The organism is Streptomyces sp. NBC_01267 (assembly GCF_036241575.1).
GTDB lineage: Bacteria > Actinomycetota > Actinomycetes > Streptomycetales > Streptomycetaceae > Streptomyces.
In genome coordinates, this window is sequence record NZ_CP108455.1 from 1,432,634 (window position 1) to 1,445,052 (window position 12,419).

The 12,419-nt window shown below is 70.2% G+C and carries 9 protein-coding genes; 1 reads left to right on the forward strand and 8 read right to left on the reverse strand.

Going from position 1 to position 12,419, the window contains the following annotated elements; all coding sequences use genetic code 11:
• Positions 1 to 16: 16 nt before the first annotated feature.
• From fxsT to fxsA, 5 genes are read right to left on the reverse strand one after another with little or no spacing between them, the layout of a single operon-like run.
• Entirely contained in the window at positions 17 to 3,964 is a 3,948-nt protein-coding gene (fxsT, locus tag OG709_RS06650) for an FxSxx-COOH system tetratricopeptide repeat protein (RefSeq protein ID WP_329165227.1), read from the reverse strand.
• Positions 3,948 to 5,309: an FxsC protein gene (fsxC, locus tag OG709_RS06655; protein WP_308409500.1), complete on the reverse strand. Its 1,362-nt coding sequence runs from the start codon at positions 5,307 to 5,309 to the stop codon at positions 3,948 to 3,950. The genes fxsT and fsxC overlap by 17 nt, the downstream gene beginning before the upstream one ends.
• Before the next feature lie 43 nt (positions 5,310 to 5,352).
• Positions 5,353 to 6,120 (reverse strand): aminoglycoside N(3)-acetyltransferase, encoded by a 768-nt coding sequence (locus OG709_RS06660; protein WP_266643816.1) that lies wholly within the window; start codon positions 6,118 to 6,120, stop codon positions 5,353 to 5,355.
• Positions 6,113 to 8,323: a radical SAM/SPASM protein FxsBH, inactivated beta-hydroxylase extension form gene (gene fxsBH / locus OG709_RS06665; RefSeq protein ID WP_329165230.1), complete on the reverse strand. Its 2,211-nt coding sequence runs from the start codon at positions 8,321 to 8,323 to the stop codon at positions 6,113 to 6,115. Before fxsBH ends, OG709_RS06660 begins: the two co-directional genes overlap by 8 nt.
• A 9-nt stretch (positions 8,324 to 8,332) precedes the next feature.
• Complete coding sequence (fxsA, locus tag OG709_RS06670) at positions 8,333 to 8,494, reverse strand: FxSxx-COOH cyclophane-containing RiPP peptide (protein WP_329165232.1); 162 nt, start codon at positions 8,492 to 8,494, stop codon at positions 8,333 to 8,335.
• A gap of 247 nt (positions 8,495 to 8,741) precedes the next feature.
• Here fxsA and OG709_RS06675 point away from each other — a divergent pair, with 247 nt between their 5' ends.
• Complete coding sequence (locus tag OG709_RS06675; RefSeq protein WP_329165233.1) at positions 8,742 to 9,626, forward strand: DUF4231 domain-containing protein; 885 nt, start codon at positions 8,742 to 8,744, stop codon at positions 9,624 to 9,626.
• Between the two features lie 276 nt (positions 9,627 to 9,902).
• Here the strand turns inward: OG709_RS06675 and OG709_RS06680 are convergent, their stop codons facing one another.
• The 3 genes from OG709_RS06680 to OG709_RS06690 all read right to left on the reverse strand — a co-directional run bounded on the left by OG709_RS06680 (position 9,903) and on the right by OG709_RS06690 (position 12,419).
• Positions 9,903 to 10,382, reverse strand: a complete 480-nt coding sequence (locus OG709_RS06680; protein WP_329165235.1) for a hypothetical protein — start codon at positions 10,380 to 10,382, stop codon at positions 9,903 to 9,905.
• 122 nt (positions 10,383 to 10,504) lie between these two features.
• Entirely contained in the window at positions 10,505 to 11,404 is a 900-nt protein-coding gene (locus tag OG709_RS06685; RefSeq protein WP_266643810.1) for a S1 family peptidase, read from the reverse strand.
• Positions 11,405 to 11,594: 190 nt separating this feature from the next.
• A complete protein-coding gene (locus OG709_RS06690) occupies positions 11,595 to 12,419 on the reverse strand; it encodes a DUF1684 domain-containing protein (protein WP_250303189.1) in 825 nt (274 codons plus the stop codon).

The window sequence follows — 12,419 nt, forward strand, 5'->3', positions numbered from 1 at the left end:
GGTACTCCGAGAGGCCCTACACGACGAGCGGCTCCAGGTCCCGGTTGAACCGCCGGGCGTCGCTCGCGATCCCCACATAGGTGTGGTCGTCCCCGAGCTGCCGTTGCAGCTCGGAGACGGTCTCCGTCCGCAACAGCTGCGCCTCTTCCTTGCGGCCCAGCACGTCCAGCGTCACCGACATGTTGGACGCACAGGCCAGGGTCTCCGGATGGTGCGCGCCGACGACCTCGCGCAGCGCCGTGACGACCCGGCGCTCGATCTCCAGCGCCTTGTGCGCGTCCCCCAGGTCGGCCGTGACGTTGGCGAGATTGACCGTCGCGAACAGCACGTGCGGGTGCCGGGCGTTCAGCACCTCGCCCATCGTCGTGATCGTGCTGGTGAGCAGTGACTCCGCGGTGTCCAGCGATCCGCTGGCCCACTGGTAGATGCCCAGGTTGTTCATGGCGGTGAGGGTGTACGGGTGCCGCTCCCCCGGCCCCTGCAGGTACTGGTCCACCACCGCCTGGGCGGCGTCCCGCGCCCCCGTCGCGTCCCCGGCCGCGAACAGATCGGCCGCGTAGTTCAGGTCGCAGGCCAGCCAGTCGGGATTGGCCATGGTGTATTTGAGGCGGTACCGGTCGCGGGTGGCCGTGGTCAGCCGCCGCGCGTCCTCCAGACGGCCCGCCCTGCGCAGCGAGACCGCGAGGCTCTTGGCCGCGGCGAGGGTGCCGGGGAAGGCCTTCCCCAGCTGCGCCTTGAAGATCTCGTAGGTACGCGAGAGCAGCGCGACGGAGTCCTCGTACCTGCCGACCTCGCGCAGGTCGCGCGCCAGGTTCTGGGCGGAGGAGAGGGTGTACGGATGCTCGGGGCCGAGCACCTCGGTGCGCCGGTCGTAGACGTCCTGGTCCATCTCCCGGGCGCGGGCGTACTGCCCCGCGATCCGCAGGTTCAGCGCCAGGTTGTTGGCTGCCGCCAGGGTCCTCGGGTGGGACTCGTCGAAGATCTCCTTGAACCCCTCGTACGCCTCGATGGCCAGCGTCATGGCCCTGCTGTACTCGCCGAGCGCGCCGAGGTCCATGGCCAGCGCGCTGGTGGTCATGTACGTGTGCGGATGCGAGGGGCCGAGCTCCGGGAGCTGTTCGCGCTGGCGTCGCAGGGTCTCCTCGTCCAGCTCCATGGCCTCCACGTAACGGCCGCGCGAGCGAAGGATGTTGGAGAGGTGGAAGCGGAGGTAGAGGTACTGGAGGTCGTTGCTGCCGAGCTCTTCGCGCCAGACCTCGCGCAGGTCGTTCGCGAGTGCCAGTGCCGTGGCGAAGTCGCCGCGCTTCCAGAGGTAGCGCACCCGGTCGATCATCAGCCGACGGGTCTCCGGGTCCTTGCAGAGCCGGGCCTCCGAGGGCCCCAGGTGTGGCCAGATGGGGGCGAAGTCGGGCCAGGTGTCCGGATTGTCTATGGGCTCGTCACCGTCGGGCCTGGCGCCCGCGAGGATCATGTGGACGGCGTGCCGTGCGTCGTTCTGCTCCTCCTGGGTGAGCTGGGCCTTGATGACGGCCTGCACCAGCCGGTGCACCTGGATGGAGCCGCCCACCTGGTCCACCTTGGCGAGTGCGAACCGGCCGATCTCCCGGATGACCCGGCCGAGCACCAGCTTCTCCTGGAGGGTCGCGTCGTACGGCTTGAGCGCGTCGATCATCTCCTTGCTGTAGAGCAGCTTCGCCGAGATCGGCTCGGGGGCGAAGAAGGCGCAGAGCTGGAGCAGCCGGACCGCGGCGGGCGAGCGTTCCTTGAGCCGGGCGATGGACACGTTCCAGGTGGCGGCCACCGGTTCGGGGTAGCCGACGGGCTGGTTGAGCCCGAGGACGCTCTCGGCCTCCTGCGCCAGTTGCTCCAGGTAGGTGTCGACGGGGGTGGCGGTCTCCGCGATCCAGGCGGCTGCCTGCTCGACCGCCAGCGGCAGGTCGCCGACCGCTTCCGCGACCCTCGCGGCGTCCACGGCGGAGAGTCCGGGCGCCCGGCGCTGGAGGTGCTCGACGGACTCCTCCCGCAGGAAGACGTCGACGGGCAGGGCGTCCCCGTACTGCGACCACGTCTGGTTGCGCGAGGTCACCAGGACGTGGCCGGGGCCGCCCGGCGGGAAGAACCGCTTGAGCTGCTCGGGATCGTCGGCGTTGTCGAAGACCAGCAGCCAGCGTGCGGTGGGCACGCCGCGGCGCAGCAGATCGATGGCCTCCTGGGAGGCCGCCGCCATGTCGTCGGCGCCCTGGGTGCCCAGCCGGACGGCGAGTTCGGCGAGACCGGACACCACGTCGTCGGTCTGTTCGGCGGAGATCCACCACACCAGGTCGTAGTCGGCCATGAAGCGGTGCACGTATTCGAGAGCGACCTGGGTCTTGCCGACGCCGCCGAGTCCGTAGAGCGTCTGGGGCTGTGGCAGCACCACGGCCATTCCGCCGCCGAGCTGGTCACGCATCCGCTCCAGCACCAGGGACCGGCCGGTGAAGCCGGAGTTGCGGGCCGGTGCGTTCCAGATCTTCGGTACGGTCCCGGGGAAGCGCGGCCCCGGTGCCACCCCGTCCGTGAGCTGGACGGGCCGGTCCACCGCCCGCAACAGCGCGGCCGTGGCGTGCACTTCGTCGAGCCGGAACAGGTCGGTCGGGTTGCGGTCGATGTACGGCGTGGTCAGCCGGACGTCACCGACCCGCAGCGGCAGCAGGTGCCGCCGGGTGCCCGAGGGGTCCTCGGCCGCCGAACGCCGCCAGACCTCCACGGCACGGGCCGACTTGAGGTAGGCGCTGGAGAGCACGACGACGGTACGGGCGGCGCCCTCGGCCGTCGCGGTCTCACCCGTACTGCCGGGTGCCGGCTCCGCCGACACATCGCGCGGCACCACCCGGAATCCGGCCCGGGTGAGCACCGACTCGATCCAGTCGGCCCACATCCGGTTCTCCGCCACGTAGCTGAGGAGCAGGTCGGCGGGGAGCGCGGGGCGGCGGCGGGTGAAGGCGTCCCTGATGCGCAGCCTGGTCTCCTCGGGGATCTGCGGCATCGAGGTGACCTGCTGGTCGGTGACGACAGCGGCGAGCCGTTCGAAGGCGGAGAGCAGGGAGTTGCTGAGCCCGGCCTCGTCACCGAAGGTCGCCAGGGTCTCCTCGTACGCGTAGTAGGGGCGGTACGGGATCTCGACCGCGCCCCAGTAGGCGGTGAGTTCCTCACCGGTGAGTCCGCGTGGCAGCCCGTCGAACCGCAGCCTGGCCAGCGCCCGGCCGGCGTCCGCCTTCTCCTTCTCGCCCTCGTCGATCCGCATGGGGACGGGCAGGATCTGGATGCCCCGGCCGCTGTCGTGCTTGTCGATCTGGCGGGCCACCGCGGCGGCTCCGTCGATGGACTGGTCGCTGAGGGTGAAGCAGTCGACGAGCGCGTCCGGCAGATGGACGGTGCAGATGTCGGCGATGTCGCTCAGGCCGGTGCGGCTGTCGATGAGGACGTAGTCGTAGTTGGCCTTCATGTCGTCGCGCAGGGCATCGAAGAAGTGACCGCCGCCGAGCCGGTCGTAGAAGTTGTCCCAGTCGAAGGTGGAGACGGTGGCGGAGTACTCGCGGTTCTGCCGCCCGGCCGAGACGAAGTCGAGCGTACCGCCGTCGGGGAACTCCCAGCCGAGCGTCTCCGGGGTCAGCGAGACCGCGTGCTGCTGGATGCGCGCGTAGCCGCGGTGCCAGTCGTCGGGGCGCGGTACGGGACTGGTCGCGGCCCAGGCGTACTCGGTGATCAGGTCGATGATCCCGGTGGTGGCGCCGAGTGTGGAGGGGTCGAGGAAGGGGTGGAAGAACCGGTAGAGGCCGGGCGCTTCCAGGTCCCAGTCGACCGCGAGGACGCGTTTGCCGTTGGCGGCCAGGATCCAGGCCGTGTTGGCCAGGGCCATGGTCCGGCCGGTACCTCCCTTGTACGAGTAGAAGGTGACGATGCGTCCGTCACGACCTGCCGTCATCCGTGTCCTCCGCATCGAGCGCGTGGTCCTGCGTACCGGGTATGAAGCGGGTGGTGGCCTGCTCGGTGGCCATCGGGCCGATGAGCCGGGGCCGTTCGTGGTGTCCGCCGCCGGCCGGCGGGTAGACCGTGGCGTGTTTCAGGTACTGCTGGGCAGCGGCCTCCACCACCTGGGGCAGGATCTGCCCGAAGGCCTCCATGCTCGGTACGCCCTTGGCGGCGGCCCGTGAGGTCGCGCGCCCCTGGCGCATCTTGGACGGCATGGTGTCCTCCAGCCGTCCGGTGAGTTCCGCCTCGGAGGCTCTGCTCTGGTGGTCGTCGCGGTTCCACGGGACCACCACGCTCGCCCAGGGGCGGTGCTCGGAGTCGAAGGCGGCGAGCCGCTCGCGCCGTTCCTCGTCGTGCAGTGCCCAGCGGTCGACGAGCAGCACCTCCGGACGGGACGGCGGCTGCTTCCCGTCGAGATGGAGCACCTCCTCGTCGAAGGAGGTCACGGTCGCCTGGTAGTTGAGCGAGCGCACCAGGTCCTCGGCCAGTCTGGCCAGCGGCTGGGCGGAGTCGGGGTGGTAAGGATTCCAGTCCAGCGGGGTGTCCCCGTAGTACTCGGGGTGCCGTCCGTCGGGCAGGTCGTCGCGGGCGGGCGCGGCGACGGTCAGCTGCATGGGACGCGGTCCGCCGCTGGGCGGGCCGAAGGCGCTGGGGGTGACCCGGTAGTCGACGGGGCGGCCGGGCCCGACGGCCGACGCGTCGGCGACGCTCACGATCCGTTTGGCCAGTTCGTAGACGGCCCGCTCGTACTCCTCGGCGAATATCCGGAGTTTGATCAGCCCGTAGAGCCCGTCCGTCACGTAGCGGTCCCCGAAGGCGCGGTGATTGAACTGCAACCGCTCGGCGGGGCCCGGGAGTTGATGGGGCGGGACGGGAACCCAGAGGGCGGGGACTATCGCCTCCGCCGTGCGGTTGCTGCGGGCCTGGTGCTGGATGGCGCGCTGCGCGAAGGCGTACCACTCCTTCCCGCACATCTCGCTGCCGAAATATCGCGGGGAGAAGAGCGGGACGAAGACCCGGCAGGTGGCGAGGACTTCACCGAGCCGCTCCGACCAGCCCTCACCCGACCGCAACTCCCGGTCGATGAAGCCCGCCGGTGCTCCGGCCGGGAGGTCCGTCATGGCCATCACATGGGCACAGAGATCGCGGAAGAGACGCTCGACCCACATGTCCGGGTCCGGACCCACCGCGCCGTGCTTCGGCGTATGCGCATAGCTGAGAAAAAAATACGGCCTGTGGTTCGCCGCTCTCGGCTGTTCCGACGCTGCCAACTCGCCCCCCGTCCTCCATGAAGACATCATTCCGGAGCGGACAGGCTCCACCCCGTCGACGTTCGGTCAATCAACGCCGCTTTTCAGTCATCCACTTCACCGCGTGGCCCACCGCGTCCTTGATCGGGAACAGCATTGCCGCCGCGTTCCCCAGCTTCCCTTCCCGCAGCCCCGTTCGGGGAAAGTCCGCACCGATCAGTTCGAAATCACTGTCGTCGAGTGCGATGTCCTCGTACGTGAACCACGCACGCTTCCCCCCGGCGTTCACCACACAGCGGTACGTCTTCGGCGGGGTATCCGGAATCCGGTATTCGGCGAGGTGGAACGAGGTGCACACCTCGAATCCCACATTGATCATCAATTCCTGGGCATCGGCCTCGAACAGCTTTCCCAGCGGTGATTCCTCGCCCAGATGGCAATCGGCCGGATGGCCTTTTACCAGTTCCCGGGCGCGCGCGCCCACCGCGGCGAAGGAGGTCTGCGGATGATCGCTGCGAACGGCGCCCTCGGAGAGCCGGACACATTCAGCCAGCCGGCCCATGCCGGGACACGGCGTACGCGCCGGATCGAAGGCCGGCATCGCGGCCAGGAAGTCCGCCTTGCGGCTCGCGCCGAGCCCCTCCACCTGGCGCAGGTGGGCCGCCGACGTCGTGGAGTTCTCCGGGGTGAAGGCCGGGACCACCAGGGTGCCCTCCTCGCCCAGTACGGCCAGCAACGCGTCCCGCAGCGTCCGGGCCCGCAGCCCGGTGCCGCCGAGCGAGGCGTGCACCAGCAGGGTCGCCCCACGCGTCACACCGAGCACGCTCAGCTCCCCGGCCAGTCGGGCGCCTTCAGCCATGGGCCGCCTCTTCCCACTCGTCCAACAGGGCGGCGACCAGGCTCTTGCCGCTGACGGTCAGTTCGGCCGCCCCCTCCAGAGCTTCCAGCGCCTGCCGGGTCTGCGCCAGGGTGCGCGCACGGTCTTTCCCGTACGCGGCGAGCGCGACGCCTTCGTGGGCCGCGGCCAGCACCCCGGAGACCGGCAGCGGATCCCGCGCCCAGGGCACCCGGTGGAGCCAGGCTCCGTCCTCGGCGTAGAGGTCGGCGACCTCGAGGAGCGCCCGCAGTTCCGCCCGGCGCACCGCGCGCAGCAGGGCCTGCGGGGTGAGGTCCGCCGCCGCGACGCCCAGCGCCCCGTACCCGTGCCGTCCGGCCCTGGGCGCGCCGGCGATCAGCGGCGTGACCGTGGTGAGCCGGTCCGCCGCTGCCGCGGCCCGCCCGGGGACGGCCGTCCGCAGCGCGGACCAGGCACGGGCGAAGTGGGCGCTCCAGTCGGCGGCCTCGGCCAGACCGAGGCGCGGCCCGACGGGCGTACCGAAGCAGTCGCGGTACGGATCGAGGTCGTCCAGCACCAGATCGGGTGCGCCGTCGCAGTCGATCCTGCGCAGCGGCTGCCAGTCGGCGGTCTCCTCCTCCGGGCGGACGATCCGCCGCTCGGCGCCCGCGCCCCGTACGAGGAAGCCCTTCTCGGCGCGGCGGACCTCGGCACGGCCGCTCTCCCCGGCGCCCGCCAGCCGCAGGGCGCCGTAGGTGGGCAGGTGCAGCAAACCGTCGGTGTAGGCGACGGTGACGGGCAGGTCCAGGCCGCCGCGCAGCGCACCGGCCGCGGCGTATCCGGCCAGCCCGGCAATGTCCGCGGGCCGGATACGCCCCTCCTGCACGGCGTCCAGGGCGCCGAGGAGCCAACTGCGGGCGTAGGGCTGGTCCAGCACGGTGTCGAGCCCGTCGGAGCGCTGCTCGACGGCGCCGGCGAGCTCCCAGGCCCGCGCCCACTCCTCGCCGCCCCGGCCGTCCAGGTCGGCGTGCAGGGTGGCCAGCAGGGTGCGGGTCAGTTCCTGCTGTCCGGCCGTCAGCTCCTCCGGGTCGGTGAGCGCGGCGGACGTGGTCGCGGCCGCGGTACGGGCCTCGATGCCGCGCACCAGCGCCTCCAGGTCGGCGCAGTAGACGCTCTCCTGGTCGAAGGAGCCCGCGCGGTAGCGGTGGGTGTAGAGGCCGCCGCCGCAGGAGCGCACGACCGGGCACGCGCGGCACTTGTCACCGACGCCCGCGAGGCCCAGCTGTCTGGCGCGCACCCCGGGGTGCGCCGCGACCTCGTCGAAGGCGTGGGTGAACACGTCGAATCCCGTGAACGCGGCGCCCTCGTAGGCACTCTTGAGCGAGTCGACCTGTTCCAGGGTGCCGTCGGTCTCCACGACGACGAGGTCGGTGGGGGCGAGGCCGAGCGATTCGGTGAGGCTCGGACCGCCGTTCAGCGTGGAGAGGACCGACTCGAAGAGCCGTACCGGAATCTGCCGCCCCTGGCCGTCCCAGCGGTCGAAGGCCGCCAGGATCCAGGCGGCGTAGGCGGTCGGTGAACCGTCGGGCCGGTGCGGAGGAGCGTCCCAGGTCGCGTGCGGCAGCAGGAAGTCGATGCGTGGCGGACCGAGGGCGGTCAGCGCGTCGTACACGGCGACGGGGTCGTTCAGCACGTCGATGGTGCAGAGCAGGCCGAGGTCGAGGTGCGCGTACCGCTCCTGGCGCAGGAGTTCCACGGCCCGGAGCACCAGGGGGTGGCTGCTGCGTCCGTCGGCGAAGCGCCGGTGCCGGTCGTTGGACGTCTGGTCCCCGTCGAGGGAGATGCCGACCCGGACCCGGAATTCATCGAAGAGATCCAGGTAGCGGGGGCTGAGCTGAAGGCCGTTGGTGTGGATCCGGAGGTCGAGCTCGGCGGTCCCTTCCAGGGCCCCGGTGAGCTCCTCACAGATACGGCGCAGTCGTGCGGGACCCGCCAGCAGTGGCTCCCCTCCGTGCAGGATCACTGACACGGAGGGCAGGGCATGGGTCCTGGCGTGCTCCGCCAGTCGCAGAGCCGTCCAGTGAATCGCCTGGTCAGAGATCGCCTTCGGCCGAGTACGCCAGCTCTGATCAGCATGTTCGTAGACATAACAGTGGTCACAGGCAAGATCGCATCTGCTGTGAACCTTGAGGACGATCTCGCGGAATGGGACCAGGGGTCCTGTCATTCCGCCAGTCTAGAGCGCCGAATTGAAGGTGGATGCCCGCATCGAACGGCCGGTTGACGTCGGGAGCACCCGGCCGAGCTGCTTGACAGCCTCGGTACCGCGAACGTCGATCTCGGCCAGAGGGACACGCGGCTTCTTGGCAGCGGCGGAGGAGGCTGAAGTTACGGACATGATGAGGCCGCCCTTGAGGGATGTTTTCTGGACATGGACAGGAATGCCGAGACTTGCACCGTTGCAGTGTCGGCGGGTCGACTTTACTCTCATGCACACTGCTGGCAACTGAGCGCGACCGGCCGCAACAAGAACGTCGCACAGAGTGTGTTCCAGTGAAATGGAATGCGCCATTCCATCTAAAGAGTGAAGACTGAAGTCGCAGACGGGGGTTCACGTGACGGGGTTTCCCGGTCCGGAACGGAGCATGGTCTTCCGGAATGCTGATCTGCCCGAGTTGTTCCACAGCGCCGATGCCCAGGCCATCGCCAGACAGGGAGAGGCCGTCGGGTCCACCCGCGCTCAACTCGTCCTCCTGGTGGTGGGCGCCGCCGTGGCCGCACTCCCCTGGCGGGCGGAGCTCGGGGGCGGGTTCCAGGCCGTCGGTGTACTGAGCGCGCTGGCGTACGCCGGAGTACTGCTGCTGACTTTCAGCACCTCCCGCCGCAAGGCCAAGTCCCAGTGGCAACTCAACCGCTCCGCAGCGGACTTCATCAAGTCGATGTGCTGGCGCTACGCCGTCCACGGTGCACCCTTCGACGCCGAATCCCCCGACGTGGACACGCTGTTCACCACACGGGTCGAGGAACAGCTGCAGGAGCTGCGGACCGTGGGCTGGGACCAGGAGTCACCGGGCGCGAGCCTGATCACCCGGCAGATGCGGGAGCTGCGGGCCAAGTCGTTCGAGGTCCGCAAGGAGACCTACGTACGGGACAGGCTGATCGAGCAGCGCAACTGGTACCGGCGCAAGCAGGAGGTCTCACGGCTCGCCACCCTGCTCTGGTCCAGCGCCTTCGCGCTGCTCACCCTGGTCGCCCTGGTCCTCTGCGTACTGCGCGCCCTGTCGGTCACGGAGAACACCGAGGTCGCCGCGGTGGCCTCGGCCGCCGCGGCCTCGGGGGTGGCCTGGAGCGAGTTCCGCAGGCACCAGCCGCTGATATCGGCCCATGCGCTGGTGGAGGAGAAACTCAAGGCGCTGCACCTGGAGATGGAGAGCCGCCTCTCCGAGAAGCAGTGGTCGTCCGTGGTCTACGAGACCGAGCGGGTCGTCTCACCCCAGTACACCGACTGGCTTGCCCGGCACGGGAGTTGACGAGCCGGAACGTCGCTCCGGCAGGAGCTGACGAGCCGGACCGCCACCCCGGCAGGAGCTGACGAGCCGGACCGCCACCCCGGCAGGAGCTGACGAGCCGGACCGCCACCCCGGCAGGAGCTGACGAGCCGGACCGCCACCCCGGCAGGAGCTGACGAGCCGGACCGCCACCCCGGCAGGAGCTGACGAGCCGGACCGCCACCCCGGCAGGAGCTGACGAGCCGGACCGCCACCCCGGCAGGAGTTGACGATCCGGACCCGTCGGCGCGGCGCGGCTCAGTCGCGCTCCACGCCGTCGCGCCAGATGACCGTCACCGGTTTGCCCACTTTCAGGGCGTAGTTCACGATGTCGCCGGTGCCGCCGAGGCCCCGGGCCGGCCTGCCGTCCCAGACGGCCACCAGCTGGTCGCAGTTGTCGGCGATGTAGGTGCCCGCCGCGTAGTAGGCGTCGTCCGTGGAGTGCGGGAAGTCCATCCGGATCTCCTGGGTCGCCCGGCCCCTGAGCCAGTGGTAGCGGGCGAGTTCGTCCGCGTCGTCGAAGCCCAGTTCGTAGTCGCCGCTGGGGATGACCGCCGTCAGCTCCGCGCCGTGTTCGAGAGCGATTCCCGCGAAGAGCTGATCGGCCCCGGCCGCCAGGCTGGACAGGGCCCGCAGGGCGCCGGTCTGACCACGGAACAGGGTGTGCAGGGAGTCCCGCACATGGACGGCGGCCTCCAGCGGGATGTTGCGGTGTCCGGTCACTCCGATGCGCTTCATAAGCCCCCGCCTCCTGTGAGCCCCCGCTCCTGCGACATCCTCTCAAAAGTACGCAAGAGCCCCCGCCCGTGCGCACGGGCGGGGGCTCGACTGCCAGCAGAACCAGTAGCGATGACGGAGGGTCAGTAGACGCTTACTCCGTAGGCGCTCAGCGCTTCGGTGACGGGCTGGAAGAAGGTCGTACCGCCCGAGGTGCAGTCGCCGCTGCCGCCCGAGGTGAGGCCCAGGGCCGTGGAGCCCGAGTAGAGCGGGCCGCCGCTGTCACCCGGCTCGGCGCAGACCGTCGTCTGGATGAGCCCGGACACGACCTCGCCGTTGCCGTAGTTGACGGTGGCGTTCAGCGCGGTGACCTTGCCGCTGTGGGTACCACTGGTGGAGCCGGTACGGGTCACGGTCTGGCCCACCGTCGCGTTGCCCGCGCTGGTGATGTCCTGGCTACCGACCGTGCCGTCGTGGGGGACGGACGTGTTGGTGTACTTCACGATGCCGTAGTCGTTACCGGGGAAACTGGTGCCGGCCGTCGGGCCGATGCTCGTGGTGCCGGAGGAGTTGGTGTACCAGGCCGGTGAACCCTCGGTGCAGTGCCCTGCGGTGAGGAAGTAATAGGTGGAGCCACTGCGGACGTTGAAGCCGACGGAGCAGCGCCACTGCGAGGTGTAGATGGCGTCACCGCCCTTGAGGAGCTTGCTGAACGTGCCGGCGGTGCGCTCGACGCGTACCGCGCCCGCGTTCGCTCCGGCCCGCGACTTGATCCGGGAGATCTGGGCCTGGGTCACCGTGCTGTCCGCCGTGACGACAAGGGTGTTGGTCGACTTGTCGACGTACCAGGCCGTGCCCGCCACATCCGCGCTGTTCACGGCGTCGGCCGCCGCTGTCAGCTGATGGGCGTCGAACGTGGGGGCCTGGTCGGCGTGGGCGGTGGGGACGGTCAGTGCTGCCGCGACCAGCATGCCGGATGCGACCGCGATCAGCCGGGCGCGTCTCGCCGGGCCGTTGTGGGGGGTGGTGTTCTTGATCGTCACGTCAGTTCCTCCAGAAGAGAATCCGCAGACCCATCGGGGTGGGGGGCCCATGACACACAGGCAGGAGCCACGACGGTTCGATTTCCGTCGTGTTCCTGACAAGCGCTGCCGGGAGTACAACGCGAACCGGCCATCCGGCGCAAGGGCGCCTTTCGGCCGGGCTCGCGACGGACCCCGGAGTGGTGGGGGATCACCGGGTGCGCGCCGCGCGCTCCCCCGCGTCGACCGCGATCGGAAGCGTGTTCCCGGGCGGCGGGAAGGGGCAGATGAAGTGTTCGGCGAAGGCGCAGGGCGGCAGCAGCGCACGGTTGAAGTCGACCGTCACCCCGCCGTCGGCCGCGGGCGCGGAGGGCCGCAGGAAGCGGAACCGGTAGCTGCTCGTTCCGCTCGTCGCATCGGCGAAGACGGCCCACAGGGAGCCGTCCTCCTCCTGGGCGACCTGCAGGGTGTGCTCGTCGCCCGCCAGGTGGAAGGCGAGCTCACCTGCGAGACCGAGGCCCCGGTCGCGGCCGTCGGCGTTGGGGACCCGAACGGTGCGGCTCTCACCGTACGGACGGTAGAGGCCGGGCAGCACCCAGTCCGCGTCGTACGGGGTGGCCTCGATGCCCGCGAAGGCCCGCCGGTTCGCGGATCCCGGATCCCAGACGCGCACCGCCCAGAGCCCCTCCCGTCGCACCACGACCAGCCGCCGCTCCCCCTGCGCGAGGCGCGCGTCCTCCGCCGGGGTGTGGTCGGCCCGGAGCGTGACCCGGCCGGTGAACGGCTTCCCGTCAAGGGTCAGCCCGTCCTCGGCCGTGGCGGTCAGCACCACCCCTTCGTCGGTCGCCCGCCAGTGGCCCGCAACGGCCGGAATTAGTCCTTCCGGTGCGTCATCGAGCCAATGGGTGCCGGTGAGGGCGAGCGGACCGTACGGCGCCGAGACCGTCTCGGTACGCCCTTCGTGCCAGTTCTCCCAGTCATCGCCCGCGCCGCCCGTACTGTCCGCGCCACCCGTACTGCCCGTTCTTGTGGTCAT

Bases quoted from the DNA above. Each gene is read 5' to 3' on its own strand.
- fxsT (WP_329165227.1), bottom strand. From the start codon at position 3,964: ATGACGGCAGGTCGTGACGGACGCATCGTCACCTTCTACTCGTACAAG.
- fsxC (WP_308409500.1), bottom strand. From the start codon at position 5,309: ATGTCTTCATGGAGGACGGGGGGCGAGTTGGCAGCGTCGGAACAGCCG.
- OG709_RS06660 (WP_266643816.1), bottom strand. From the start codon at position 6,120: ATGGCTGAAGGCGCCCGACTGGCCGGGGAGCTGAGCGTGCTCGGTGTG.
- fxsBH (WP_329165230.1), bottom strand. From the start codon at position 8,323: ATGACAGGACCCCTGGTCCCATTCCGCGAGATCGTCCTCAAGGTTCAC.
- fxsA (WP_329165232.1), bottom strand. From the start codon at position 8,494: ATGTCCGTAACTTCAGCCTCCTCCGCCGCTGCCAAGAAGCCGCGTGTC.
- OG709_RS06675 (WP_329165233.1), top strand. From the start codon at position 8,742: ATGGTCTTCCGGAATGCTGATCTGCCCGAGTTGTTCCACAGCGCCGAT.
- OG709_RS06680 (WP_329165235.1), bottom strand. From the start codon at position 10,382: ATGAAGCGCATCGGAGTGACCGGACACCGCAACATCCCGCTGGAGGCC.
- OG709_RS06690 (WP_250303189.1), bottom strand. From the start codon at position 12,419: ATGACCACAAGAACGGGCAGTACGGGTGGCGCGGACAGTACGGGCGGC.